Here is a 26589-nt window from a genome sequence, read left to right on the forward strand (position 1 = left end):
CCGCTACCTGCCTGAGCCAGTCAGCGGCTTTCAGCGCAGACCAGCCGCCGATTATCTCCGCGCCAGACGCCGACTTCTTCAACACAATCGCCCAATAGCGGACATGGCTTCGGTCGCGTATAAACGCGCAATGACCGCTAAGCTGACATTGCGTTACGAGTTTAGTTCTGATCCCAACGACGATTTTGGCTGGCTAGCGCTAGCGGTCGAAACGGATCGGTTCACCGGTCGCGGCGGATTTTGGGTGCAATGGCAGGACGTTACTGAAATGGCTCCGAAGTTGGACGCCTATCCATTTTCGTCCGAGCACCCGTTCGTAGAGGAATGGGGGCATTGCGACAGCGACGGCTCCAACTATGAAGTTATCGTCGGTATTTCGATTTTGCCTGCGAACAAAACCGGCGACCTAGATGTGATCGTCAAAATAGCGGATCACATCGATACGCGGCGACAATGTCAGGCCGTGTTCCGCGCGAACTACCCTGATACGGCGAATTTCGCGAGCGAGTTGAGGGCGGTGATGGGCAGGCAGCGACATAATGCTGTGCTGCTGGGGCGGAACGTCAGCTAACCACCCATCTCCGCCGTTCCGAGTGGCCGAGCGGCTCGCTCAAGGCCGACCACCTCCATCCGACCAGTCATACGAGTGCTCATATGACTGGTCGTAGAACCTGCAACTTCCCGCACCGCCCGCGCCCTCGTCAAAGACGATAAGCATCCCCGCTACCGGCGCTACCGCAAGGCGGTCTCCAGACCGCGCTTACCGCTCAAGCAGCTAATCCACTTATATGAACGAGCGGCCGCTTTCGGGAAGCGAGAAGGCACGTGCGAACGACCGCTTCTGGGTCTCCTCGGCGACAGGGCAGGGCGGCTTCCGTCCAGTTGCGGGCATTCGCTGGCTGAGAGATGATCCGGTTATGCAGATGGTAAGCTTGCTCATCGCGACAATGGGACTGCTGGTATGCAATCTCGCTTATTGCGGAAAACGCACCATGGCGGATGTGCGCCATGCTCGGAAAGCCGAGATAGCATGGGGCGCAATGGCGTTGTCCGGATCGGTCCTTGCTATGGTGTCGATGGTCTGGGCTACGCTCGCCAGTCTCGCTCATCTTTAATGGCAGCTATCCGCCCAATCTCCGCTGTTCCAAGTGGCTGAGCGGGGTCGCTCAAGCAGCCGATCCGCTTATATGAACGAGCGGCAGCTTTCCGGAACCGACAAGGCACGTGTGAACGTCCGTAATTGGGTCCTTCAACCCGATCGTGAGCTTCATTTTTACGGAAAACTCTCGCAACCAAACGCCCGTAGAGGGAGGGCGCAGAACAGACGATCCACCTCCCGCCTCTACAAATATTATCACATCGAGTGTGGGGAAAAATGTGGGATGATTTGCTGTGTTGCTAAAAAACTTATTTAAATTCAATATTTTGTCGGGGAGGTAGACATTCCTCCGTCTCCGCCATGGCGCGCCGCTTCCCGACAATCGGCCTGGCAGATACAGGAGCGCCATCGCGCGGTCGTGCGTTGCAGTGGCCGGAGTGACGCTTTGGAGAGCGTCGCCGCCGACCGTTGAAGCTGCCGGAGAAACCCCAGATGAGCCAGACCACCATCCATGCCATGGGCGAACAGCATCTGGTCCACCGTACCGGCTGGCTGCGCGCCGCCGTGCTGGGGGCCAATGACGGCATCATCTCGGTTTCCAGCCTGATCGTCGGCGTCGCGGCGGCGCCGGGTGCGACGGCGGGGGCGGTGCTGGTTGCGGGGATTGCTGCGCTGGTCGGTGGCGCGCTGTCGATGGCGGCGGGGGAATATGTCTCGGTCAGTTCGCAGGCCGATACCGAAGGAGCGGATCTGGCCCGCGAGGCGGCCGAGATCGTCCGCGCGCCGCTGGCCGAAACGCGCGAGCTGGCCGCCATCTACGAACAGCGCGGGGTGGAAGCAGAGCTGGCGCGGCAGGTGGCCGAGCAGATGATGGCCCATGACGCGCTGGGCGCGCATCGTCGCGACGAATTGGGTTTGGCCGATGACAGCGGCGCCGATCCGGTGCAGGCGGCGCTGTTTTCTGCCGGCGCGTTCAGCGCGGGCGCCATCCTGCCGGTACTGACCGCCGCGCTGTCGCCGCGCGCTTGGGTGCTCTATGTGACGCCCGCCACCGCGCTCGTCCTGCTCGCGATGCTGGGGGCGCTGGGCGCGCGAGCGGGCGGGGCGCCGGTGGGGCGTGGCATGATGCGCGTCGTCCTGCTGGGCGCGCTGGCGATGGGAGTGACGGCGCTGATCGGAACGCTGACCGGTACCGTCGTTTAATAGGGCGGGGCGACCCGCGCCCGCTGCTCGCGCGCGGCCTGGGTCCACCAGGCGAGATCGTCGGCGAAGCGCGGGAAGCTCCGGGACAGCGCGGCACCGCCATCGCCGGTCGGCCGCCCTTCGGCATCCAACGTCTGGCCGATGCCACCGAGGGTCAGCGTGCTCGACACCACGACCATGCCCATTTCGCTGAGCGTCCCATGCCAGGCGACGCTGGCATGCGCCCCCGCCAGCCGCCCGGCCGAATAACTGGCGACGGCGGCGGGACGCCAATACCATTCCTCCAGGAAATGGTCGGTCAGGTTCTTCAGCCCCGGCTGCTGCCCCCAATTATATTCGCCGGTCACGAAGACGAAGGCGTCGGCGGTGCGGATCTTGGCGGCCAGCACCTCCATCGCCTCGGGCGCTTCCCCGGCGGGATATTCCTTGTACATCCGGTCGAGCATGGGCAGCCCGACCGCCTTGGCGTCGATCAGTTCGGGTTCGGCACCCCGGTCGCGAAAGGACCGAACCAGATAATCGGCCAGCCGGATGCCCTGCCGATCGGATCGGTAGGAGCCGTAAAAGATCAATATCCGGTCGGCCATCTGCATCCCATCCTTCGGCTGGTTTCCGCTCAACGCGACGCGGGCGGGGTCGATCCGATCCTAATCGCGCCGCCGCTCGATCATGCTCCGCCGGTGGAGGGCATGCAGGGCGAGGGATCGGCGATCCAGTCATGCCCGTCGGTCGCGGGCACCGTCTCGCCCCGGCCCACGGCGGGCTTCTTTCCCTTCGGGGCATAGAAGATATAGGCCATGCTGTTGTCGAAGGCGGCGATGCGACCATTGTCGCGCTCGGCGGCGGCCGCATCGATCTCGGGCCGTTCGACCCTGGCCCCCCGCACCATGCGGATGGTGCCGTCGCGCATCTCCCAGGCGCGGCGGTAATGGCGACCGAACATCATCGTGTCGAAGCTGGGCTTGGACGACCATTGCCTCGCCTCGGTGCCTGCGGGCAGGCGGACGGTGGTGACGTGACAGCTATATTCCGGCTTGGCGTAAAAGGGCACGTCGCGCGGCTGGTCGGCGCTGCGGACGCGGCGGTCGGGCGGGCTGAAGCCGCCGCCGGGCAGCGCGAACGATCGACCGCCATCATCATCCTTGTCCCAGTCGACCGTGCCGGTCCCCGCGATCGTCAGGATGCTCGCCTGCGCCTTCTGGTCGAAGCGCCACTGAACATTGTCGATCGCCTGCCAGAAATCGCCGGTCATCTGCTGGCGGAAAGCGTCCAGCATCTGCCCCGGCGTCACTGCCGAGAACTGCATCTGCTGCTGAAGCCCGGCCACGCCGCGCGTGATGGTGGTCGAGGTGATCCTGGCAGGCTTGTCGAATCCGGCGCGCGCGTCGATGTCGAACAGCGTCGTATCGTCGGGGACGCTGGCGACCTGCCAGTCCAGCTTTTCCAGCGCTTCTCCCCGTGTCGTCAGCGGCAGCACCCACTGCACCGGAAATACCGGCCGTGCGGCGGGCGGCACGACGGCGGGCATCGTCCCGTCCAGCCAATAGGTTGCCCCTTCGATATGCGCGCGGACCAGCACATGGTCGAACAGCTGCGGCCCGGCCAAGCGCTGGTCGAACCCGTCATCCGTGCCGCTGGAATTGATGAGCACCGGCTCCGCCTCTATCCCCAGTTCGCGCAGCAGGGCGAGGAGCAGGGCGGTCTTGCCCTTGCAGTCGCCATAGCGGCGCTGCCACGTCTCGTCGGCGGAGGCGGGGGTCAGGTTGCCCCCGTTCAGCCCGACATAGATATAGCGGACATCCTGCTGGACGAGCTTCAACGCGGCGGCTGCGCGGTCGAGCGGCCTGCCATGCGCCGCAGCGATCTTCGCCGCTTCCTGACGCAGCGGAGAGGCCGGGGGGAGCGCCGCCGCCTTGACATAGAGGGGGGCGAAGTGGCGTGATACCGAGGGCCAGTCGCCGAAATCGCTATATTCCACGATCCGCTGCCACTGGTAGCGCGGCGGCGCGTCCTTAGGCGGGGTGAGCGTCGCGGGGTTGTCGAAGTCGAAATCCACGCCATTGGCTTGGGGCTTGAGCGCGGCGGTCATGTCCGGGCTGATCTTCAGCTGCGGCTTTTGCCCGGCATCCCAGTTCAGCCCCAGATGATAGCGGCCCGGCGCGGGGCTGGCGGCCAGGACCAGCAGCCCCGATGCCTGGCCGCCCATCGTCGGGTCCTTGGAGAAGGTCGTCCATTCGACGTCCAGCTCGTCGCCGACCCGCAGGTCGGGCACGCGCAGCACGGCGGTCAGCGTGCCGTCGAGCATCGCCTCTTCCAGCTTGTCCTCGCGGCGCAACACCTCGAACGCGGCGGCCTTCATCACGTCGATCGTCTGGCCGTCGCGCAGGACATGGATGCCATGCACGATCGGTGGCCCCGCCGCCGGGTCCCAGGCGATGGCGATATTGCCGATCTGAAGCGCGTTGGATTGCAGGATCCTGACCTGATAGCCCATATATTGGGCCTGCCCCTGGTCGGTGATGTGCGCCACGACGTCCTGGCGGCGCATGAAGAGCGGCCCGCCGACATTGTCGGGCACCGTTAGCGGCGCCGAGCGCGTGACCCAGGCAGGCGTCGGCCCGGTTATCGGGCCGCGCTCCGCCTCCGCAGGCTGACCCGCCGCTTTTCCGGTCTGCGTGCGCCCGGTCTGTGCCTCGGCGCCTCCGGCCGCCAGCACCGACACCAAGGCGAACGCCATCACTCCACGCACCGTCATAGTCCCCCCTCCTCCCCGGAAGGCGGCCATAGTGGCAAAAAGGAACGGCGGTGCAAAGCGCGGTGCGCTTGCCCCTGCGCGGGTGATGGTGCATCGCCTGCCGTCCACGGCCCAGGGAGCATCCATGCCCGTCACCGACATCGCCACCCGCGTCTATAATCACGGCTGGCGGCTCGATCCGGTCGTGCGCAGCCTGCTCGATACCGATTTCTACAAGCTGCTGATGCTCCAGATGATCCGGCGACTTCACCCGGACGTGACGGCGACCTTCTCGCTCATCAACCGCAGCACGCATGTTCGGCTGGCCGAGGTGATCGACGAGGCCGAGCTTCGCGAACAGCTCGACCATGCGCGCTCGCTGCGGTTCGGCAAGAAGGAGCTGATCTGGCTGGCGGGCAACAGCTTCTATGGCAAGCAGCGGATGTTCTCGCCCGAGTTTCTCGACTGGCTCGTGCATTTCCAGCTGCCCGATTACGAGCTGCGCACGGTCGACGGGCAGTTCGAGCTGCATTTCGACGGCCCCTGGGCCGAGACGACGATGTGGGAAATCCCCGCGCTCGCCATCGTCAACGAACTGCGCTCGCGCGCCGCGCTGAAGGGCAAGGGGCGGTTCGAACTCGATATCCTCTATGCGCGCGCCAAGGCCAAGCTGTGGAACAAGGTCGAACGCTTGCGCGAGTTGCCCGATCTGGTTCTTTCCGATTTCGGGACGCGGCGGCGGCATGGCTTCCTGTGGCAGCGCTGGTGCGTCGAGGCGTTGAAGGAAGGGCTGGGGGATCGGTTCATCGGTTCGTCCAACGTGCTGCTGGCGATGGACAACGATCTGGAGGCGATCGGCACCAACGCGCATGAACTGCCGATGGTGATGGCTGCGCTCGCCCCCGACGACGCGGGCGTCGCGGCGGCGCCGTACCGGGTGCTGGAGGAGTGGCAGGCGCTGTATGACGGCAATCTGCTGATCGCGCTGCCCGATGCGTTCGGGACCACCGCCTTCCTGCGCGACGCGCCCGACTGGCTCGGCGACTGGACCGGCTTTCGCCCCGATTCCATGCCGCCGATCGAGGGGGGTGAACAGATCATCGCCTGGTGGCAGGCCCATGGTCGCGATCCGCGCCAAAAGCTGCTGATCTTTTCCGATGGGATGGACGTCGACAGCATCGAGGCGACCTATCGCCATTTCCACGGCCGGGTGCGGATGAGCTTCGGCTGGGGCACCAACCTGACCAATGATTTTCGTGACTGCGATCCGGCGGGCGCGGCCGGGTTGGAGCCGATCTCGCTGGTCGCCAAGGTCATCAGCGCCGATGGGCATCCGGCGGTCAAACTCTCCGACAATCCCGCCAAGGCGACGGGCGAGCCATCGGAGATCCAGCGCTATCTGCGCATCTTCGGCGAGGACGGACGCCAGGCCAAGGCGGTGAGTGTGTGAGCTTTATTCCTCCCCTTGCAGGGGAGGAATTGGGAAAGACATGACGTGAGGGGATGTTTCGGATAGCCTCGCCGACAGGAACCCGAGGAGAGATCATGCCGAAGATCGGCCTTGTGCTTGCCTTGTTGTGTGCGGCGACGTCCGCCCATGCCAAGGGGGCCGACACCTATAGCTGGGGCAAGCCCGGCGCGTCGCGCGAGGCGTTTGACGGGGGCAGCCGCGCCTGCATGTTGCAAGCTGCCCGGCGCGATGTGACCGGCGATGGGTCGACGCAACGTTACGTGCGCGGCGCGCGTGTGCTGGAGCGCGAAGCCAATACGCCCCCGAGAGTCCCAACCGACGACATCTTCACCCAGAGCGAAAGGCAGGTGCTGCTTCGCCGGATGTACAATCCCGACAAACAGGTCGATGCACTCCAGACCACGTTGCAATCCGAAGTCGACCAGTGCCTCGTCAAGGCGGGCTATGTCCGCTTCACGCTGACCCGCGAACAGGCGCGGACGCTCAAGCGCTATCGCCCCGGCACCGAGCAGCGCAAAGCCTATCTCTATGCGCTGGGCAGCGACGCCGGAATCGTCGAGGCGCAGAAAGTCGCCAACTGACCTTTGCGGCACCCTTGCCAGCATTGGATGGTGTCGTTCATGATAACCCTCTGATCGAACGGGCAAACGTGCCTGGCGAACACGGGAGAGCATCATGCCGGACGCCGATCGTCGGACCATTGTCGCAGGGTTGGGCGCGGGGCTCGCCATCGCGGCGGCGGGCGGGGCCTGTGCCGCGCCGCGCGGGCGCAAGGCGGGGTACGCCATTGTCGGGCTGGGACGCTATGCCGAGCTGATCATGTCGAAATTTGCCGAATGCGACCAGTCGCGCCTCGTCGCGCTGGTCAGCGGCACACCCGAAAAGCTGGCGCGCTTCGGCGAGAAATATGGCGTGCCCGAGAGCCATCGTTATTCTTATGCTGATTTCGACCGCATCCGCGACAACCCGGATGTCGACATCGTCTATGTGATCCTGCCCAATGCGATGCACGCCGAATATACGGTGCGTGCGGCCAGGGCGGGCAAGCATGTCATGTGCGAAAAGCCGATGGCGGTGTCGGTCGCGGAATGCCGCACGATGATCGCGGCGTGCCGGGCGGCGGGGCGCAAGCTGATGATCGGATACCGATCGCGGTTCGAGCCGCACAACCGGCTGGCGATCGACCTGGCGAAGAAGGGGTTCGTCGGGCAAACGCGGATCATCACGGCCGACCATGGCTTCAACGCGCAACCCAACCAGTGGCGGCTCGACCGGAAATTGTCGGGCGGCGGCTCGCTGATGGACATCGGCATCTACAGCCTGAATGCCACGCGCTATCTGACCGGCGAGGAGCCGGTCGAGGTCAGCGCGATCGAGTCGACCGACCGCAGCGACCCGCGTTTCCGCACCGTCGAGGACCGGATCAGCTTCCTGCTGCGCTTTCCCTCAGGGATCGAGGCGACCTGCGTGTCGAGCTACAGCTCCAACCACAATATGTACCGCGTGTCGGGTACCGATGGCTGGATCGAGCTGGAACCTGCCACATCCTATGAGGGACAGAAGATGTGGGTCCGTCGCAACGGCCGGACCGAGGAACAGCAGGTTCCGGCGGGCAAGGGCCAACATGCTGGGCAACTCGACCATTTCGCCGAGTGCATCGCGAACGGCACCGATCCCTTGGTGCCCGGCGAGGAAGGGCTTGCCGATATGCGCGTGATCGAGGCGATCTATCGCTCGGCGCTGGAGGGGCGGCGGATCAGCCTGGCCTGACCGCCTCGACCGCCCCTGTCATTACCGCAGGGGCGTATCGGTGACGGCCTCGCGATGGACAAAACCGAAATAACCCGCGACCAGGGCCAGCAGCGCGTGCAGCCATATGTCGTTGCCATAAAGCGGCACCAGTCCAAAAGTCGTGGCGGTCAGCGGGATCAGGCCCATCACCGTCAGCACGGCATAGATAATCGCCACACCCTTGGCATAGCCGAAGGCGGCGGTCACGCTGCGCGCCGCCAGTACGCCCCACAGGCCGAAGGCAAGGTGGACCAGATTGTGCAGGATATTCACCGGAAACAATCCCAGCGCCAGCCGGGACGAGGCGGTGACGCTGACCCCCGGATGGGCATGGGTGGGCGAAAGGCCGGGCACGAAGCCGGCGGCGCCCGCGACGAGAAAGACGATACCGAAGACCGTCGCAAAGGCTCTGGCCGACATGGCGTTGCTCCTGTGGCGTTGCCGTCCCAGCGTATCGGACGGGCGGCTTGTTCCCCGATTCTGATCCAGATGTATCTGTTTAACCGATTGTAAGAAAAAGAAATAAGGAACCGTGCGTCGTTTCGCCCGGTTGAGGTGCCATGCGGATTCACCATCTCAACTGCGGTACCGACTGCCCGCTGGGCGGGGCGCTTTTCGACGGCCGCAGCCGGGGGCCGATCGGCCAACTCGTCTGCCATTGCCTGCTGATCGAAACCGACACGAATGGGCTGGTACTGGTCGATACCGGCTTTGGCCTGCGCGACGTGGCGCATCCTCATCGTCGCCCCGATCCGCGCATCCCGCTCGCCTGGCGCGCCATGCTCAACATCCGACTGCGCGAGGAGGAAACCGCGATCCGCCAGATCGAGGCGCTGGGCTATACCGCGCGGGATGTTCGGCATATCGTGCTGACCCATCTCGACTTCGATCATGCTGGCGGGCTGGAGGATTTCCCCGACGCCACCGTCCATGTCATGCGCCGCGAATATGACGATGCGACCGGCCCCCATAGGGGAGTCGTCGCGCGCAATCGCTGGCGCGCGCCGCAGTGGAACGAGGTCGATCGCTGGTGCCGCTATGGCGCGAGTGGGGAATCCTGGTTCGGCTTCGATGTGGTGCGCGATCTGGACGGGTTGCCGCCCGAAATCCTGATGGTGCCGCTGCCCGGCCACACATGGGGCCATGCCGGGGTTGCGATCCGCCAGCCGGGCGGGCGCTGGCTACTCCATGCGGGCGACGCCTATTTCTACCGTGGCGAGATGCGGAGCGCCCGGCGCCACTGCACGCCGGGCCTGCGCGCCTATCAGCGGTTGATGGAGGTCGATGCGACCGCACGCATGGCCAACCAGGCGCGGCTGCGCGCGCTTTCGGTCGAACGGCGCGAGAGCGTCACCATCGCATGCGCGCATGACCCGGTGGAATGGGAACGCTGCCGCGACGGAAATCCGCTTTAGCGAAATCCTCCCGCGGGGGAGGGGGGCCAGGGAGGAACCGCGTCAAAAGGTGCCTTGTGTGGCAAGCCCCCCGCGGCCGGGGACGAATGCCCGCATTTCAAGAATGTCAGCCGCACGTCATCTTGGCCCGTGTGTCGCGTTGATATGCTCGCCCCCTGAAGCTGGCATGGGGATGGTGGCATGGGGATCGGGACGAAAGCCAAGCGGGTGTCGATCGCGGCGCTATTGGTGGCGGCGACGGCGGGTCCGGCGATGGCGGAGACATGCAAGGTCGGGCAGATGGCGGCGATCCCGGTCACGATGCAGGGGCTGCGCCCGGTGGTCGAGACCCGGATCAATGGCAAGCCCGCCCCCTTCATCCTCGACAGTGGCGCCTTTTACAGCAACATCTCGCCGCCCGTCGCACGCGAACTGGGGCTGCCGACACAGCCCTTGCCCTTTGGCTTCCGGGTGAACGGGATCGGCGGCAGCTCCGACGCCATGCTCGCGACGGTCCGGCATTTTACGCTGGCCGGGACCGACATTCCCAATGTCGAGTTCGTCGTCAGCGGCAGCGATGTCGGCCAGACCGGCCTGCTCGGTCAGAATGTGCTGGGGCTGGCCGATGTCGAATATGACCTGCCCGGCGGCATGGTTCGGCTGTTCCGCCCGAGCGGCTGCGCCCACGCCTCCATGGCCTATTGGACCGAGGGAAAGCCCTATTTCGAGATTCCGATCGAGACCAGGGAATTGGCGCACAACCACACGATCGGCACCGTCGAGCTGGACGGCGCGAAGCTGAATGCGACCTTCGACACCGGCGCTGCACAAACCGTCCTGACCTTGCGCGCCGCTGCCCGCGCGGGTGTCCATCCGGGCGATCTGGGTGTCGAGGTGGCGGGTTGGGAACAGGGCCTCGGCCGCCATGTCGTCCAAGGCTGGACCGCGCGGTTCAAGCTGCTGAAGATCGGCAATGAGGAACTGCATAATGTGCGGCTTCACATCGCCGATCTGGGGCCGCTGGACACCGACATGCTGCTGGGCGCGGACTTTTTCGTGTCGCACCGGCTCTATGTCTCCAATTCTCAGCACCGTATCTATTTCACCTATAGCGGCGGGCGGCTGTTCGATGCGGTGGCCCATGTCGATCCGGGCGCGGCGGTGGCGGTGGTGGCGCAAAAGGCCGGCGAGACCGCGAACCCGACCGATGCCGAGGGCTATAGTCGGCGCGGGGCGATGTTCGTGACCCAGCACGACCTGCCCCATGCGATCGACGCCTTTTCGCACGCGATCGCCATAGCGCCCAAGGACCCGCGCTTTCCCCGCCAGCGCGCGCTCGCCTATCTGGATCAGCATAGGCCGGTGCTGGCGATCGACGATCTCAACACCACGCTGACGCTCGATCCGGCCGATACGCAGGCGCGGCTGATCCGTGCCGAGTTACGGCTGCGTGCGGGCAATCCGGCGGGGGCTATCACCGATCTCGACCTGCTGAACGGGCAGTTGCCGCGCGAGGATGCGGTGCGGCTGCAGATGGCGCGGCTCTATTCGGGCGCGGACGCCTTCGACGCGGGCGTAGCGCAATATGATCTGTGGATGGCCGCCCACCATGACGATTCGCGCCGCAGCACCGCGCAGAACGGCCGGTGCTGGTCGCGGATGCTGGCCAACAAGGACCTCGACAAGGCACTGGGCGACTGCAACGCCGCCGTCCACGCAATCCCCAACGATCCGAGCTTCCTCGACAGCCGGGCCTTCATCCATCTCTGCCAGAAGGACGACCGCGCCGCGCTCGCGGATTTCAACGCCGCGCTGGCGATCGATCCGAAGCGGGCCTGGGCACTGTACGGGCGTTCGCTCGCCGAGACGCATCTGGGCATGACCACCGAGGCCGCGCGCGATCGGACGCTGGCGGTGGCGTTGGACAAGCGGATGCCCGAGCGGATCCAGAAATACGGGATCGGTTGATGCAATCCTCCCCGGCGCGGGGAGGTGGCAGCGCGTCAGCGCTGACGGAGGGGGCGGGCCACAAAGGACATCCTGTGCGGCCCGCCCCCTCCACCAGCTACGCTGGTCCCCCTCCCCGTGCCGGGGAGGAGTTTTTAGAACGCCTTCGACACGCCGACGAAGAAGCCGCGACGCGGGCCATATTGCGGGGCGCCGACACGCACGCCGGTCCCGTCGCGGATTTCGTATTTGTGGTCGAGCACATTGATGACGTCGAACCGGATGTCGAGGTTCGGCCCGGCCAGATGTTGGCTCGCCGTCAGGTTCACTTGCGCATAGGGTGACAGCTTGGCGCCGTTGGGGATGCTGTTCACATCGTCGTCGCGACGAAGCCCCGAGCCATAGATCATGCTGCCGCCCAGCTTGGTACCTTGGTCGAAAGCATAGGACAGGCCCGCCGATCCGGTGAAACTCTGGTCGTGATCCAGATAGATGTAATGCCGCGAAATATAGTCGAGATCGTCCTGGCCGAAGCTGAACTGGCTGGACACGATATCGCGCCCCTTGGCCTTGGCGGCGGCGAAATTGGCATAGGCGAGCAGGCCACCGCGCTGATAGCTCATATTCGCCTCGATCCCGCCGATGCGCCCCTGCCTGTAGTTGAACGGGGTCAGGATGATCGGCGCGCCGAACTGTCCTTCGTCGATCAGGTTCTTCGAGATGCGGTAATAGGCGTCGATGCCATAGGTGAAGTAGCGGCTGAGCTTGGCCTGGAAGCCGACGTCGAAATAATCCTGCCGCTCGGCAAAGGGCACGTCGTTGACGGTGACGGACGGATAGGCGCTGGTGCCGACGAACTTGGCGATGCTGGTATTGCCGACCAGCTCGAAGGGCGGCGGCACGAAATAGCGCGAATAGCCCGCGTGCAGCGTATAGATGCTGCCCGGCTGCCAGACCAGGTTGACGCGCGGCGACAACTGCCCCTCGCGCCGATAGCCGTTATACAGGTCGTAGCGCGCGCCATAGTTGAGCGTCAGCCGGGGCAGCAGCTTCCATTCGTCCTGCAGATAGGCGCTGAAGCTGGTCGCGGTCTTGCCGCTATTGTCGACGATCGCGATCGGCTCGCCCGCCTGGGCACCGCTGGCGTCGACGGGGAAGACATTGGTCGTGGTCGCGCTGGTCGAACGGTCGCGCGTTACCAGCAAGCCGCCGCGCAGCGTGTGGGCGGTGCCGACATGATAGACCGCATCGACCTGCCCGCCGATCGCGAAGTCCTGCTTATACGCCTGCTGCGCCTGCCCGTTGTAGAGCAACTCGCCCAGCACATCGGGGCGATAGCGCAGCGACGAATAGCGCGCGAACAGCGAGGCCTGCACGGTCAGCGGCTCGGCATCGTGGAGGAAGGCGAGCTGGCCGAAGCCGGTCTTTTCCAGCTGCGTCTCGTTCAGCTTCTCGCTGGGGAAGGCGGTCTGGCCGCCGACGCTCCACCCGGCGCTCGGCTGCTGGCCGACGGGGTTGGGGATCTGGAACCACTGGTTCGAATAGCCGCCGACGAAGGACACGCGGTTCTGGTCGTCCAGGATATGGTCGATATAGGCAAAGCCCTGATACTGGTCGGTATCGTCATGCACCGGGTTGGAGCGGCCATCGACGCTCTCGATGCCCAGGCCGCTATGCCGATAGTCGCCCGAGACGAAGTAATTGGTGCTGCCGGTGGAGCCGCCATAGGTCAGGCTGGGCTGGATGGTGTTGTGGCTGCCGCCGTAAATCGACGCGGTGCCGCCATTGTCGAACAGGCCGCTCTTGGTCGTGATGTCGATCACGCCCGCCGTGCGCAGGCCATATTGCGCGGGCAGCGCGCCGGTCAGGATGTTGACCTTGTCGACCAGGCGCGGCGACAGGGTCTGGCCGAACACCGCCAACCCCTCAGGAAGAATGGTGCCGTTGATGCGATATTGCAGGCCGTTATGGTCGTCGCGGACATGGAACTGGCCGAAACCGTCCTGCACGACGCCGGGGGCCTGGAGCAGGATCTGGTTGAACTGCTGGTTCTCGCCGCCGGGCAGCGCCTTGATCGTCTCGCTGGTGATTTCGTAATTGGAGGCGCCCAGGCTCGGTTGGATATGCGCGCGCGCGGTGTCGAGCCGCTTGGCGGTCACGACGATGTCGGACGGCGTGCTGCTGCTGGTATCGGCGGTCGTCTGGTCGGCATCGGGTGTCGGTACCCCTCTGACTTGCGCAACGGCCGGTACGGCCAGCGCGGACGACGCCACGCAGCACAAAAGGGCATAGACACGCATAAGCAGACTCCTATGATACATAGTCTCTTGATGCGCGGGGAATTGCCGCCCGCCGGGGGAATGGCAAGTCACGACAGTGTTCGTGACGCATTTGTAAGAAGAGCCTCATCTGCCCTCCATCGTGTTGCCGGCGCGGGAAGATGATGGTCAGGGGCGGCCCAAGCAGCTAAGATACGGAAATGGCCGAACGCTTCGAAAGACACCGCCAGCCTTGGCGCCCCGACGAGATCCAAAAGCTGCACACGCTCGCCAAGAAGGGCATGGCGCTGAAGGCCATCGCCAAGGCGCTGACCCGCAGCGAGGAGTCGGTCAAGGCGCGGGCGAAGGAAGACGGGCTGGCAATCGCCAAGCTGCACTGAGGCTCGGGATGGGCGGGAACGCCCGCGTGATCAGCGCAGGATGAGGGCGGCACCGTGCTTGTGTGCCCGGATTTCCTCCTCGCTCAGGCCGTTGATCTCGTGCGGGAAGATCAGCCAGTCATTCGTCTCGTGGACGAAGAAGTCGGGCTTGAGGTCGGTCACGTTGCGCGATGGCTTGTAATAGACGGTCGCGACCTTCACCTCGTTCGGGATGTTGTTGCGGCACCGTTGCTTCAGTTCCTTCAGCAAGGCGCGGATCGAACGCCCCGAATCGAAGACATCGTCGATCAGCAGCAGGCGATCCTCGGGGTTGAGCACGTCGACCAGATGGCCGAGGCCATAAATGCGCACCTGCGGCTCCTGCTGGTCGATGCCCGTGTAAGAGGCGGTGCGGATCGCGATGTGATCGCTCTGCACCCCGCGATATTCGAGCAGTTCCTGAACCGCGATGCCGACGGGCGCACCCCCGCGCCAGATGCCGACGATATGGGTCGGACGAAAGCCGGAGTCGAAGACCAGATTGGCGAGGCGGAAGGAATCCTCCAGCAGGCGATCGGCGGACAGGTAGATTTTGGTGGTCACGACATCGTCCATCATCGTTGCGGAGCGGGGCACGAAGCTATGCGCCCGGACAGGCCGGCTATTTGGCGTTCTCCGGCCGACAGGGCAACCGCGTCATGCGATGATCCGCCCGATCCGCACCAGCACGCCCGTCGGATCGCTGACCGCGAATTCATAGGTGCCCCAGGGCTTGGCGTTAGGCGCGCCGCGCTCGATGATGCGATCGCGCACCCGGTCGGCGACCGCGTCGACATCCTCGACATAGAGGTAGAGGCCGAACGGATTGTCTTCCGTACGCTTCGGCCAGCCGGGCATGTGATTGAGGTGGAGGTGCCAGCCGCGTTCGTCCGCCAGGATGCGATAGCTGCCGAAATCGGCGGCGACCTCGAAACCGAGCAGTCGGTAGAAGGCGGTGCTGGCATCCAGATCATCGGCGGGGACGATGGCGACGCAGTGATGGTTCATGAATATTCCTCCTTGTCCCCGACAGGATGCCCCGCAATGGTGGAGCGAGGGAAGTCCTGTTCGACGTGACAGTGAAAAGTTCCGCCACCATATCATGAAGTTAACGTCATGTCGGGTCGGGCTTCGTTTCAAGCAAAGCCGACTTTATCCTTTTGCGGCAAGGGGATAACCTTCCGGTCCGCTGTCTACCAAGCATAAATCATAAAATAGACGGATATTTCAAACTATTGCCGGGTTTGGCCCCGCATCTCGCGGAGACCTCGTCATGGCCACAGCGGCATTGCCCGATTCCCGATCACCCAGCGCATCCGATGGCGACCGCCGCCGCGCGACGCGCTGGTTGCAGGCACTCAATTTCTTCATGGCGGACATGCAGGCGGGGATCGGGCCGTTCCTGGGCGTCTTCCTGCAACAGCGCGGGTGGCAGACCGGGCCGATCGGATCGGTCATGACGCTGGGCGGCGTGGCGGGCATGGTGATGACCGTGCCGGCGGGCGCCTTTATCGACCATACCGACAAGAAGCGCTGGGTAGTGGTCATCACCGGCATCTGCACGGTGCTGGCGTCCTTTTTGATCCTCTGGTCGCAGGCGGGCGTCGTCGTCGGGGTCAGCCAGGTGGCGACCGCGATCGCCGGCGCGGCGATCGGCCCCGCCGTGACCGGCATGACTTTGGGCGTCGTCCGGCAAAAGGGCTTCAACGCACAGAATGGCCGCAACCAGGCGTGGAACCATGCGGGCAATATGGTCGGCGCGGGGTTGTCGGGCTTTCTCGGCTGGAAGTTCGGGATGGCCGCCATCTTCTTCCTGGCGGCGGCGTTCGGCGTGCTGGCGATCATCTCGGTCCTGTCGATCCCCGAACGCGCGATCGACCACCGCGCCGCGCGCGGGCTGGAGGATGACAGGGGCGAGGATCAGGAAAGCGGTCAGGCCGAGGGTTTCAAGGCGCTGCTGTCCAACAAGCCGATGCTGATCCTGGCGGCGGCATTGGCCTGTTTCCATCTCGGCAACGGTGCGATGCTGCCGCTCTATGGCATGGCGGTGGTGGGCGCGGGCAAGGGCGATGCGGCGATGTTCACCGCGACGACCGTGATGGTCGCGCAGGCGGTGATGATTATCGCCAGCCTGGTCGCGATGAAGGTCGCCGCCGGGCGCGGTTACTGGCTGGTGCTGCTGATCTCCTTCGCTGCACTCCCGTTGCGCGGGTTCCTGGCGGGCACGTTCATCGAGCATTGGGGCGTGTGGCCGGTCCAGGCGCTCGACGGCATCGGCGCGGGGCTGCAGAGCGTGGCGGTGCCCGGCCTCGTCGCCTGCCTGCTGAACGGCACGGGCCGGGTCAATGTAGGGCAGGGTGCGGTGATGACCATCCAGGGCGTCGGCGCCTCGCTGTCGCCCGCGATCGGCGGCTGGCTGGCGCAGGAGCTGGGCTATCATGTCGCCTTCTATATTCTGGGCGGTTTCGCAGTGGCGAGCCTGGGCCTGTGGATCGGCTTTGCGGGCACGTTGCGCCCCGCCTGCTCCGGCGGAGCCCAGCCCGAGGAGGCGCGGGCATGAGCGGCATTTGCTGGGTGCATATCGGTGACCTGCATCTGGACGAAGCCGATGACTGGCAGGGCCTCGACCGGCTGAAGACCATCGTCGCGCAGGTGAACCGCCACATGGGCGATGCGGACTTCGTCTTCGTGCCCGGCGACAACGCCAATCACGGCACGCCCGAGCAATATGCCCGGATGATGGACGCGCTCGCACCGCTGTCGATGCCATGGCGGATCATCCCCGGCGACCATGATTTCGAGCCGGGCGACCTGTCCAATTACGAAGCGGCGATCCCCAAGGCCAACCGGCCCGAGACGGAGGTGATCGCACGCCATCGCTGCCTGTTCCTCGACATGGTGTCGGCGGGGGCGGGCGGTCCCGACTTCCGGCTGACCATGCATCATCGCAACAAGCTGGCCGAGGAGCTGGCGCGGGCCAAGGCGTCGGACGAAGTGCCATTGGTCTTCATGCACGCCTATCCCGGCGATCTGGCGGCGGATGGCGAGTCGGTAGCGCGCCAGTTCATCGATGGCGAGGTCGCCTTCGTCGATACCGGTCATACCCATTATAACGAGCTGCTGAACGACGGCCGCGTCCTCTATGGCGCGACCCGCTCGACCGCGCAGATCGAGGAGGATGGCGGGGCACCGGGCTTCACCATCGTCTGTGTCGAGGACCGGGTGGTCAGCTGGCGCTTCCGGCGTCTGGATGCCCCCTGGCCGCATGTCCAGATCGTCTCGCCGGGCGATGTCCGGCTCATCACCCGCCCGACCGACCCGCATCAGGTGCCCCGCCCCGGCGCGGTCGACGTGGTGGCGCGGCTGTTCGGGGCGGACACGCCGCCCGTCGCGCGGGTTGGCGATAGTGATACGCCGATGACGCGGGGCAGGGATGGCTTGTGGCGTGCGACCGTGACGTTGGCGGCGGGGTTGACCGCGATCGAAGTTCATTGCGGCAAGGCATACGACCGCATCGACTGCCTCGTCCGCGAGGCGCATGCCATACCGAAGCGTCGCTTGCCCGTCGCTCCGGGCGAGGATTGCCACGCGATCGGCGCCTGGCCTATCGCCGGGATCGACGGGGGCCGGCTCGGGCCGAACAAGAATGGGTGCGGATGGTGACGCTGGCTTATGGAGCCACTTGGGCGATTGCGGGGCTGTCGACCGCGGGCGTGATCGCGCGGCCGATGCGCTGGCCCGAATGGATATGGGCGGTGGCGGGCGCGGTGCTGCTGATCGTGCTGGGCCTGATGCCGCTGGGCGAAGCCGGGCAGGCGGTGGCCAAGGGCACCGATGTCTATCTGTTCCTGATCGGCATGATGCTGCTGAGCGAGACGGCGCGCGAGCATGGCGCGTTCGACTGGATCGCCGCGACCGCCGTCAACATGGCGGGACGGTCGCGCGCCAAGCTGTTCGCGCTCGTTTATGCGACGGGCGTGGTGGTGACGACCTTCATGTCCAACGACGCGACCGCCGTGGTGCTGACTCCGGCCGTGTTCGTCGCGGCGAAGAAGGCCAAGGCCGATCCGTTGCCGCTGCTGTTCGCCTGCGCGCTCATCGCCAATGCGGCGAGCTTCGTGCTGCCCATCTCCAACCCCGCCAACCTCGTCCTGTACGGTGGGCACATGCCGCCGCTGGGGGCGTGGATGGCGGCATTCGCGCTGCCGTCGCTCGCGTCGATCCTCGTCACTTTCGCAGTGCTGCGCTTCACCCAGCGGGCGCGGATCGCGGGGAGTTGCGAATGTGATGTGACGCGCGACACTCTGTCGAACGGCGGCAAGCTGGCGATGGCAGGGATCGGGCTGACCGCGCTGCTGCTCCTCATCGTATCGGCGCTGGATATCGAACTCGGCCTGCCCACCGCGCTGGCGGGGATCGCGACGGCGGTGATCGTGTCGCTGCTGGCGGGGCGCTCGCCGGTGACGCTGGCGAAGTCGGTGAGCTGGGGCGTGCTGCCGCTGGCCGCCGGGCTGTTCGTACTGGTCGAGGCGCTCGACCGGACGGGCGTGATCGCCTGGGTGGCGCGCGGGCTGCGCGACATGCTGGTCGATCCGACGCGCGCGGCGGCGGTGTCGGGCACCATGCTCGCCTTTGTCAGCAATGCGATGAACAACCTGCCCGCCGGACTGGTCGCCAGCAGCGCCATCGCGCAGGCGCATCCGCCGCAGATCGTGACCGACGCGCTGCTGATCGGTGTCGATCTCGGCCCGAACCTGTCGGTGACGGGATCGCTAGCGACGATCCTGTGGCTACAGGCGATCCGGCGCGAGGGGGAGGATGTCAGCTTCCTTGCGTTCCTCAAGGTCGGCGCGGTGGCGATGCCGCTGGCCTTGGTGGCGGCGTTGGGGATGCGGTTGTTGATCGGGTGAGCTTCGCCAACCTCCGTTCGCACTGAGCGGAGGTTGGCGATTACAGCGCCGCCAGATCGATCGCCGCGTTCTTGTCCAGCCACTGACCCGCCTCGGGCATCGGGTATTTCAGCCCGGTGGCGCAGTTGAACAGCACCACCCGCTCATCCTCATCGACCAGATTGTCGCGCACCGCCTGTTTATACGCCGCCAGCGTCGCCCCGCCCTCCGGGCATAGCAGCAGGCCGTCCTTCTTCGCACAGTCCTCGACCGCTTTCAGGATCGCCGGATCGCCCACCGCCAGCGCCGCGCCACCGGACTCGCGCACCGCGCGCAGGATCAGAAAGTCGCCGACCGCCTTCGGCACGCGGATGCCCGCCGCCACCGTCGCGGCATCCTCCCAGCGTTCGGCATGTTCTTCGCCCGCCTCGAACGCGCGGACGATGGGCGCGCATCCGCTGGCCTGCACCGCATACATGCGCGGGCGCTTGGCGCCGATCCAGCCCAGCCGCTCCATCTCGTCGAATGCCTTCCACATCCCGATCAGGCCGGTGCCGCCGCCGGTCGGATAGAAAATCGCATCGGGCAGTTCCCAGCCCAGCTGGGCGGCCAGCTCCAGGCCCATCGTCTTCTTGCCCTCGATCCGGTAAGGCTCCTTCAGCGTCGAGAAGTCGAACCAGCGCCCCTCGGCCGCACCGCGCCCGACGATCGCGCCGCATTCGTCAATCTGGCCGTTGACCCGCCAGACCCGCGCACCCTGCGCGGCGATCTCGCGGACGTTTACTTCCGGAGTCTCTTCCGGGCAGAGGATCACCGTCTCGATCCCGCAGCGCGCCGCATAGGCGGCGAGCGCGGCACCCGCATTGCCGTTGGTCGGCATCGCAATCCGGGTGACGCCCAATTCACGCGCCATCGCCACCGCCATGACCAGGCCGCGCGCCTTGAACGATCCGGTCGGCAGCCGTCCCTCGTCCTTGACCAGCACCGATCCGCCGCCCGAGCGCGGGATGGGGACCAGCGGCGTCTCGATCTCGCCCAGCGACACGATGCTTGTCGTACGCCGCACGGGCAGCAGTTCGCGCCAGCGCCACAAATCGGTCTCGCGTGCGGCGATGGTGTCGCGCGACACGGCCCGGCCCAGCGCCTCCAGATCGTAACGAACGAGCAATGGCCGCCCCGCGCGCGACAGGCCGTGAAGCTGGTCCGCTTCGTAGCGTTCGCCAGTCAGCGAGCATTCCAGATGGGTGACGAAGGTCGGGCGGTCTTCGGTGAGGTTGCGATTCATGCGGCCAGCCTATCGGCCGAAACCGCCCAATGCCATAGGTTCAGCCGGGGCTTGCCGCCGATCCGGCGAGCAGGCCGCCGTCGATATTGAACTCCGACCCGGTGATGTAGGTCGCCTCGTCGGAGGCCAGCATGACCGCGATCGCCGCCACTTCGTCCGGCTCGCCGAAGCGCTTGAGCGGGGTGTCGGCGACCAAAGCCGCCATCTTCGCCGCACGGTCGGGGCCGTCGCCCAGCATCGGCTCCCAGATGGGGGTCAGGATCGCGGCGGGGTGGATGGAGTTGCAGCGAATCTTCCACCCCTTTTGCGCGCAATAGAGCGCCACCGTCTTGCTATGGTTGCGGATCGCCGCCTTGGACGAGGCATAGGCGGCCGCACCCGGAATGCCGACCAGCCCCGAGCGCGACGAGATGTTGATGATCGAACCCGCGCCCGCCGCCTTCATCGCGCCGATGGCATAGCGACACCCCAGGAAGGTGCCGTCTAGATTGACCCGGTGCACCGCGCGCCAGTCCTCCAGCGCGGCGTGTTCCGGGTCATGGGGCACGAAGCCGTCCTCGAAGCCGGTGATCCCGGCATTGTTGACGACAACATCGACGGTGGGAATGACTTGGGCGAGGCGTGACCAGTCGGCTTCCTCGGCGACGTTCAGCGGCTCGAAACGACAGCCCAGCGCATCGGCGGCGGCCTGCCCGTCTTCGGCATCGCGGTCGGTCAGGATGACGGTGGCGCTTTCCTCGTGAAAGCGCCGGGCGATGGCGTGGCCGATCCCGCGCGCGGCACCGGTGACGACGCACGTCTTCATGGACAAACGTGACATAAATCTCTCGAAATGGAGGGGCAAAAGCGACGGCTGGTGCCGCCTTACTCTCTGTGCCGCGTCAGCGGTGCCGCTGGATCATCTCGAGAACTCCCTGCGAATTGGGTGCTCCCATCCTATCATGATAGCGGGCCGGTTGCACCCCCCGTGCCAGAGTGCGAAGGGCGGGCGCCAGCAAAGGAGCGCGCCCATGATTATCATCAGCGACGAAACCCAGGATGTCCAAGTGCCCGGCAGCGGCACGATGCGGATGCACCTGTTCCGCCCTGCGATCGAGGGGCGCTTTCCCGGCATTCTGCTGTTTTCGGAAATCTATCAGGTGACGGCGCCTATCCGGCGGCTGGCTACGATGCTGGCGGGGCAGGGCTATGTCGTCGCGGTTCCGGAAGTCTATCACGAATATGAGCCTGCCGGGACCGTGCTCGCCTATGACAAGCCGGGCACCGATCGCGGCAACGACCTGAAATTCACCAAGCCGGTGGCGGCCTATGATGCCGATGCGAAGGCAGGGCTGGGCGCGTTGGCGGCGCATCCGGCATGCAACGGGCGGCTGGGCACGTTCGGCGTTTGCCTGGGCGGGCATCTGGCATACCGCGCCGCGCTCGACCCTCGCGTATCGGCGGCGGCCTGTTTCTATGCGACCGACATCCATTCGGGCACGCTGGGCGAGGGACGGAGCGACGACAGTCTCGCGCGGATGGACGAACTGAAGGCCGAGGTGATGTTCGTCTGGGGACGACAGGATCCGCATGTGCCCTTTGCCGGACGCGAGGCGATCCGTGCGCGGCTGGAAGAGGTGGGCGCCGCTTATGAATGGCATGAGGTGGCCGGGCAGCACGCCTTTCTGCGCGACGAGGGGCCACGCTACGATCCGGCGCTGTTCCTTCAGGCGATGGCCTGGACGCTGGCGCTCTACGCCCGCGCGCTGCGCTAGGCGGCGTTTGCCGAAGATTAACCGATTCCCATCAATATGGGCGGGAAGGATATCCGCCTGCCCATGTTCATATTTCCACCCGCCCGCCGTCATGGCGCTCGACCAGCGATCCTGACCGATCGGCGGGGGGCGGTGCTCGTCGAGTTTGCGCTGGTCGCGGCGCCCTTCATTGCACTGTTGCTGGCCATCCTCCAGTCGAGCCTCGCCTATCTGGCGCAGGAAGCACTGGAGAGCGCGGTCGAGGTGGCTGCGCGCGGCATCGTCACCGGCCAGACCCAGGCCGCCGACCTGCAGGGCAGCGGCACCGGCATGACCAAGGCGCAGCTGGCCGAGCGGTTCCGCAGCAAGGGCTGCCAGTCGCTCCCCAGTTTCCTGTCCTGCTCGCGCCTGTTCGTCGATGTGCAGAGCGTGGCCGCGGGCACCGCGGTTCCGAGCTCCGGCCCCCCGCCATTGACCTTTGATGCGACGGGCAAGCCCATCAATCCGTCCTATGATACTGGGTCGCAAGGCTCGCTCGTCACGGTGCGCTTCATCTATCTCTGGCCGTTGCCGATCGCGCCCGCCGCCGACCTGTCGCCGCTCAGCCGCAAGCCGACCGTGCTGGTCGCGACATCGGTGTCGAAGACCGAGGCCTATCTGTGACGGTTCACCTTTTCCAAGATCTCCGCGGCGATCGGCGCGGCGTCGCACTGGTCGAGTTCGCGATCATCCTGCCGGTCATGCTGGTGCTGTATCTGGGCGGGGTGCAGTTGCAGGACGCGATGGCCTGCAAGCGCAAGGTGACGATCACCACGCGCGCGGCGGTCGATCTGATCGCCCAGAACACGACCGGTCAGATGTCGGGCGCGGAAGTCCAGTCGAACCTGATGGCTGCCGCACAGGTGATGCAGCCCTATGCCGCGCAGGATGCGCAGATCCGCGTGACCGAAGTGGCGACGGACGCGAACGGAAAAACCAGCGTGGTATGGAGCCGGGGCCTCAACGTCACGGCATATTCCCCTGGGCAGGCCATGGACATTCCGCCTGCGATGAAAACGCCGAACGCGACCTTCCTGGTCGCGCAGGTCAGCTACCCCTATCGCCCCCCCACGAGTTTCGGTCAGTTCGGCCCGATGACGCTCAGCGATATGCTGTGGATGGTCCCGCGCAACACCGACCAGATCGCCTGCCCGGATTGCTGATGCCCATGATCCTTTCTTTCTATCGCTCCACGGTCGGGGTGCTGCGCCAGCGTCGTGGCGCGGTGATGATGATGTTCGCCATGGCGCTGCCCGTCCTGACCTTCGCGATCGGCATGGGCATCGATTATGCCCGCGCGATGAAGGCGCAGACCAAGATGAATGCGGTAGCCGACTCTGCCGCGCTGTCGGCGGTCAGCAAGGTCGCGATGGGGATGTCCGACAGCGATGCGGTGGCCTATGCCCGCAAAATCTTCGATGCGCAGGCGCTGTCGCTCGTCAATGCCGGCGATATCGCTGTCTCCAACGTAACGATCAACGCGCCGACCGACGCCAATGGCCGCCGCAATGCCACGGTCAGCTATACGGGCGTATCGAACAATGTCTTTGCCCGGATTCTGGGGCTGAATACATTGACCATCAAGGGTCGGTCGCAGACGACGAACGCCGTCGCGCCCGACATCAATTTCTACATGCTGCTCGACGTGTCCAGTTCGATGGCACTGCCGACCACCAGCAAGGGGTTGGCCAAGGTCGCGGCGAGCAATTCGCGCAATTGCCAGTTCGCCTGCCATGCGGCCAACGACCTAAAGGGGCGGAATGCCCAGGGCAAAATGGTCGACCTATACGACGTGGCCAAATCCTATGGCCTGACGCTGCGCATCGACGACGAGGGGACGGCGGTGTCGCGGTTGACGGCGAACGCGACCAGCACGTCGAGCAAGACGGGCGCAAGCTATCAGATCGCCATCGCGACGTTCCGCGGACGCGGCGGGTTCACGCTGCTTCAGAAACTCACGTCGGACATGGCCCTGGCCGCCAAGGCGACCGCGAACCTGGCGCCGTTCAAATATGACCGGAACGGTTGCCCGACCTCCGCCTGCCAGTCGACCGAAGTGGGCTATAACGACACCGATACCGGCACCAGCGACGCGATGACGCAGGTCAACAAGCTGATCAATCCGCCAGGCAACGGCATCAATAATGCCGCGCCCCAGGCGGTGCTGTTCCTCGTCACCGACGGGATGCGCGACGAGTTGCGCAGCAACGGCAAGCCGGAAATCGCGATCGACACTGTGCCGTGCAGCACGATCAAGGCGCGCGGCGTGCGGATCGCGGTGCTCTACACCGAATATCTGCCCGAATCGCTGACCGGCGACGATTGGTCGCAAACGAATATCGCGCCCTATCTCTACAAGGTCGAACCCGCGCTTCAGGCCTGCTCGTCACCCGGCCTCTACACCAAGGTGTCTACCGATCAGGACATTTCGGCCGCCATGGCCGCGCTGTTCCAGAACGCCGTGGCGACCGCACGCATCACCCAGTAACCGGGCGGGGGCGTATCACCCCGCCAGCGCCTCGACCTGCTCGGCCAGTTCCAGCCAGCGCATCTCGGCCTCGTCCTTTTCGCCGCGTGCCTTTTCGATCGCCTTCATCAGCCGGTCGAATTGCCCTGGGTCCTTGGCATAGAGATCGGGGTCGGCGAGCTTGGCTTCGTCGCGCGCGATGGCGGCCTCCAGTTCTTCGATCCGCTTGGGCAGCAGTTCGTAGTCGCGCTGGTCCTTGTAGCTGAGCTTGGTCTTCGCCTGCAAGGGCGCAGCGGGGGAGGGGGCGGCCTTGACGGGAGCCTTCTTCGCCTCCGCCGGCGGCTTACGCTTGGCGACCCAGTCGGCATAGCCGCCCGCAACGACATCGACATTGCCCGACCCGTCGAGCCCCAGCGTCACCGTCACCGTGCGGTCGAGGAAGTCGCGATCGTGGCTGACGATCAGGACGGTACCTTCATAATCGCCGATCACCTCCTGCAACAGGTCGAGCGTCTCCAGGTCGAGATCGTTGGTCGGTTCGTCGAGGACCAGCAGATTGGACTCGCGTGCAAACTCGCGGGCGAGCAGCAGCCGCGAACGCTCGCCGCCCGACAGGGTGCCGATTTTCGCTTCGGTCAGCGAGGGATCGAACAGGAACTCCTTCAGATAGCCGTGGATATGCTTGCGCGTTCCCCGCACGTCGATCCAGTCGCCGCCGTCCGCCAGCACCTCGCGCACCCGCTTTTCGGGTGCCATCAGCTTGCGTTGCTGATCGATGATGACGCCGTCCAGCGTCTTGGCCAGGAAGACGCTACCCTCGTCGGGCTCGATCTCGCCGGTCAGCAGGCGGAGCAGCGTCGTCTTGCCCGCCCCGTTCGAGCCGACGATGCCGATCCTGTCGCCGCGCGTGACCTTCAGGCTCAGGTCCTTGATGATCGTGCGGTCGCCGTACCGCTTGGTGACATGCTCGGCCTTGATGACCTCCTTGGTCTTCACATCGTCCGAGGCGATGCCGAGCTTGGCGGCGCCCTGCGGGCCGATCATCGCGGCGCGAGTGGCGCGCATCTGGTGTAACTTTTCCAGACGGCCCTGGTTGCGCTTGCGCCGCGCGGTGACGCCGCGATGGAGCCAATGCTCCTCGATCTTGAGTTTCGCGTCCAGCTTCTCGGCGGCGCGCTGTTCCTCGGCATAGACCTGTTCGGTCCACGCATCGAAGCCACCGAAGCCGACCTCGTTGCGGCGCATCTGGCCGCGATCCAGCCAGAGCGTCGACTTGGTCAGGCGCGTCAGGAAGGTGCGGTCGTGGCTGATGACCACGAACGCGCCGGTGAACCGCTTCAGCCAGTCCTCCAGCCATTCGATGGCGGCGAGGTCGAGATGGTTGGTCGGCTCGTCGAGCAGCAGTACGTCGGGGTTCATCGCCAGCGCGCGCACGATCGCCGCGCGGCGCCGCTCGCCGCCGCTGGCGGTCGCGGCGTCACGGGTCAGGTCGATGCCCAGCTGTCCGGCGATGGCATCGGCCTCATATCCCTCCGGCGCATCCTCGCCTGACAGGACATAGTCGGCCAGCGTGGCGCAGCCGGTCAGGTCGGGGTCCTGTTCCAGATACACCACATGGGTGCCCGGCACGATCACCCGGCGGCCCTCGTCCGAATCGATGATGCCGGCCATCAGCTTCAGAAGCGTCGATTTGCCTGCCCCGTTGCGCCCGATCAGCGCCAGCCGGTCGCGTGGACCGACATGGATGTCGAGATGCCGGAAGAGCCAGCCCGAGCCTTGTACAAGGCCCAGGTCTTCGTAGGAAAGAACGGGTGCTGCCATGATGACGATGCAGTTAGGGGCGCGGGCGGAACCCGGCAA

Annotated in this window: 25 protein-coding genes; 16 read left to right on the top strand and 9 right to left on the bottom strand. The window is 65.5% G+C overall.

Annotation, left to right across the window (positions count from 1 at the left end; all coding sequences use genetic code 11):
* The 3 genes from GGR45_RS07070 to GGR45_RS07080 form a co-directional block, all read left to right on the top strand.
* On the top strand, positions 1 to 571 hold a 571-nt coding region (locus GGR45_RS07070; RefSeq protein WP_221235828.1), incomplete at its 5' end, for a hypothetical protein.
* Between the two features lie 217 nt (positions 572 to 788).
* Complete coding sequence (locus GGR45_RS07075) at positions 789 to 1115, top strand: hypothetical protein (RefSeq protein ID WP_175311776.1); 327 nt, start codon at positions 789 to 791, stop codon at positions 1113 to 1115.
* 476 nt (positions 1116 to 1591) lie between these two features.
* Entirely contained in the window at positions 1592 to 2302 is a 711-nt protein-coding gene (locus GGR45_RS07080) for a VIT1/CCC1 transporter family protein (RefSeq protein WP_175311775.1), read from the top strand.
* Here GGR45_RS07080 and GGR45_RS07085 read toward each other — a convergent pair.
* Together GGR45_RS07085 and GGR45_RS07090 are read right to left on the bottom strand one after the other, a co-directional pair.
* Positions 2299 to 2889, bottom strand: coding sequence for an NADPH-dependent FMN reductase (locus tag GGR45_RS07085; RefSeq protein ID WP_175311774.1), 591 nt, complete (start codon positions 2887 to 2889; stop codon positions 2299 to 2301). The two genes, GGR45_RS07080 and GGR45_RS07085, sit on opposite strands and share 4 nt — an antisense overlap.
* Before the next feature lie 80 nt (positions 2890 to 2969).
* Positions 2970 to 5057 carry a DUF3857 domain-containing protein gene (locus GGR45_RS07090; protein WP_246358104.1) on the bottom strand — a complete coding sequence of 696 codons (2088 nt, stop codon included), beginning with the start codon at positions 5055 to 5057 and terminating at the stop codon, positions 2970 to 2972.
* 124 nt (positions 5058 to 5181) lie between these two features.
* Here GGR45_RS07090 and pncB point away from each other — a divergent pair, with 124 nt between their 5' ends.
* The 3 genes from pncB (at position 5182) to GGR45_RS07105 (ending at position 8277) form a co-directional block, all read left to right on the top strand.
* Positions 5182 to 6486: a nicotinate phosphoribosyltransferase gene (gene pncB, locus GGR45_RS07095; protein ID WP_175311773.1), complete on the top strand. Its 1305-nt coding sequence runs from the start codon at positions 5182 to 5184 to the stop codon at positions 6484 to 6486.
* Between the two features lie 95 nt (positions 6487 to 6581).
* The gene (locus GGR45_RS07100) at positions 6582 to 7088 is read left to right on the top strand and encodes a hypothetical protein (RefSeq protein WP_175311772.1); all 507 of its coding nucleotides are present in this window, start codon (positions 6582 to 6584) and stop codon (positions 7086 to 7088) included.
* Positions 7089 to 7182: 94 nt separating this feature from the next.
* Positions 7183 to 8277, top strand: coding sequence for a Gfo/Idh/MocA family protein (locus GGR45_RS07105; protein ID WP_175311771.1), 1095 nt, complete (start codon positions 7183 to 7185; stop codon positions 8275 to 8277).
* Positions 8278 to 8298: 21 nt separating this feature from the next.
* Here GGR45_RS07105 and GGR45_RS07110 read toward each other — a convergent pair whose 3' ends face one another.
* Entirely contained in the window at positions 8299 to 8718 is a 420-nt protein-coding gene (locus GGR45_RS07110) for a DUF4383 domain-containing protein (RefSeq protein ID WP_175311770.1), read from the bottom strand.
* Between the two features lie 140 nt (positions 8719 to 8858).
* On the opposite strand from GGR45_RS07110, the gene GGR45_RS07115 reads away from it, so the two are divergent.
* Together GGR45_RS07115 and GGR45_RS07120 are read left to right on the top strand one after the other, a co-directional pair.
* Positions 8859 to 9713 carry an MBL fold metallo-hydrolase gene (locus GGR45_RS07115; protein ID WP_175311769.1) on the top strand — a complete coding sequence of 285 codons (855 nt, stop codon included), beginning with the start codon at positions 8859 to 8861 and terminating at the stop codon, positions 9711 to 9713.
* 180 nt (positions 9714 to 9893) lie between these two features.
* On the top strand, positions 9894 to 11660 hold the full coding sequence (locus GGR45_RS07120; protein WP_175311768.1) for an aspartyl protease family protein: 1767 nt from the start codon (positions 9894 to 9896) through the stop codon (positions 11658 to 11660).
* A 134-nt stretch (positions 11661 to 11794) separates the two neighbouring features.
* Here the strand turns inward: GGR45_RS07120 and GGR45_RS07125 are convergent, their stop codons facing one another.
* Entirely contained in the window at positions 11795 to 13939 is a 2145-nt protein-coding gene (locus GGR45_RS07125; RefSeq protein WP_175311767.1) for a TonB-dependent receptor, read from the bottom strand.
* Positions 13940 to 14118: 179 nt separating this feature from the next.
* Here GGR45_RS07125 and GGR45_RS07130 point away from each other — a divergent pair, with 179 nt between their 5' ends.
* Complete coding sequence (locus GGR45_RS07130; RefSeq protein WP_175311766.1) at positions 14119 to 14298, top strand: hypothetical protein; 180 nt, start codon at positions 14119 to 14121, stop codon at positions 14296 to 14298.
* A 30-nt stretch (positions 14299 to 14328) separates the two neighbouring features.
* On the opposite strand, the gene GGR45_RS07135 is transcribed toward GGR45_RS07130, so the two are convergent.
* Positions 14329 to 14895, bottom strand: a complete 567-nt coding sequence (locus tag GGR45_RS07135) for a phosphoribosyltransferase (RefSeq protein ID WP_175311811.1) — start codon at positions 14893 to 14895, stop codon at positions 14329 to 14331.
* A gap of 78 nt (positions 14896 to 14973) precedes the next feature.
* On the bottom strand, positions 14974 to 15324 hold the full coding sequence (locus tag GGR45_RS07140) for a VOC family protein (protein ID WP_175311765.1): 351 nt from the start codon (positions 15322 to 15324) through the stop codon (positions 14974 to 14976).
* Positions 15325 to 15589: 265 nt separating this feature from the next.
* On the opposite strand from GGR45_RS07140, the gene GGR45_RS07145 reads away from it, so the two are divergent.
* From GGR45_RS07145 to GGR45_RS07155, 3 genes are read left to right on the top strand one after another with little or no spacing between them, the layout of a single operon-like run.
* Positions 15590 to 16876, top strand: coding sequence for an MFS transporter (locus tag GGR45_RS07145; protein WP_175311764.1), 1287 nt, complete (start codon positions 15590 to 15592; stop codon positions 16874 to 16876).
* Positions 16873 to 17979, top strand: coding sequence for a metallophosphoesterase family protein (locus GGR45_RS07150; RefSeq protein WP_175311763.1), 1107 nt, complete (start codon positions 16873 to 16875; stop codon positions 17977 to 17979). The genes GGR45_RS07145 and GGR45_RS07150 overlap by 4 nt, the downstream gene beginning before the upstream one ends.
* A complete protein-coding gene (locus GGR45_RS07155) occupies positions 17976 to 19226 on the top strand; it encodes an arsenic transporter (protein WP_285138750.1) in 1251 nt (416 codons plus the stop codon). Before GGR45_RS07150 ends, GGR45_RS07155 begins: the two co-directional genes overlap by 4 nt.
* A gap of 40 nt (positions 19227 to 19266) precedes the next feature.
* Here GGR45_RS07155 and GGR45_RS07160 read toward each other — a convergent pair whose 3' ends face one another.
* Both GGR45_RS07160 and GGR45_RS07165 read right to left on the bottom strand, forming a co-directional pair.
* Positions 19267 to 20490: a threonine synthase gene (locus GGR45_RS07160; RefSeq protein WP_175311761.1), complete on the bottom strand. Its 1224-nt coding sequence runs from the start codon at positions 20488 to 20490 to the stop codon at positions 19267 to 19269.
* A 40-nt stretch (positions 20491 to 20530) separates the two neighbouring features.
* Positions 20531 to 21310, bottom strand: coding sequence for an SDR family oxidoreductase (locus tag GGR45_RS07165; protein ID WP_175311760.1), 780 nt, complete (start codon positions 21308 to 21310; stop codon positions 20531 to 20533).
* A 190-nt stretch (positions 21311 to 21500) separates the two neighbouring features.
* Here GGR45_RS07165 and GGR45_RS07170 point away from each other — a divergent pair, with 190 nt between their 5' ends.
* The 4 genes from GGR45_RS07170 (at position 21501) to GGR45_RS07185 (ending at position 24750) form a co-directional block, all read left to right on the top strand.
* Positions 21501 to 22244: a dienelactone hydrolase family protein gene (locus GGR45_RS07170; RefSeq protein ID WP_175311759.1), complete on the top strand. Its 744-nt coding sequence runs from the start codon at positions 21501 to 21503 to the stop codon at positions 22242 to 22244.
* A gap of 63 nt (positions 22245 to 22307) precedes the next feature.
* Positions 22308 to 22886 carry a TadE/TadG family type IV pilus assembly protein gene (locus GGR45_RS07175; RefSeq protein ID WP_175311758.1) on the top strand — a complete coding sequence of 193 codons (579 nt, stop codon included), beginning with the start codon at positions 22308 to 22310 and terminating at the stop codon, positions 22884 to 22886.
* On the top strand, positions 22883 to 23425 hold the full coding sequence (locus GGR45_RS07180) for a TadE/TadG family type IV pilus assembly protein (RefSeq protein ID WP_285138743.1): 543 nt from the start codon (positions 22883 to 22885) through the stop codon (positions 23423 to 23425). Before GGR45_RS07175 ends, GGR45_RS07180 begins: the two co-directional genes overlap by 4 nt.
* A 5-nt stretch (positions 23426 to 23430) precedes the next feature.
* Positions 23431 to 24750, top strand: a complete 1320-nt coding sequence (locus GGR45_RS07185) for a TadE/TadG family type IV pilus assembly protein (RefSeq protein ID WP_246358105.1) — start codon at positions 23431 to 23433, stop codon at positions 24748 to 24750.
* A gap of 15 nt (positions 24751 to 24765) precedes the next feature.
* Here GGR45_RS07185 and GGR45_RS07190 read toward each other — a convergent pair whose 3' ends face one another.
* Positions 24766 to 26550 carry an ABC-F family ATP-binding cassette domain-containing protein gene (locus tag GGR45_RS07190; protein ID WP_175311757.1) on the bottom strand — a complete coding sequence of 595 codons (1785 nt, stop codon included), beginning with the start codon at positions 26548 to 26550 and terminating at the stop codon, positions 24766 to 24768.
* Positions 26551 to 26589 lie beyond the last annotated feature (39 nt).

It is taken from the genome of Sphingomonas zeae, from assembly GCF_014197135.1.
Lineage (GTDB): Bacteria > Pseudomonadota > Alphaproteobacteria > Sphingomonadales > Sphingomonadaceae > Sphingomonas > Sphingomonas zeae.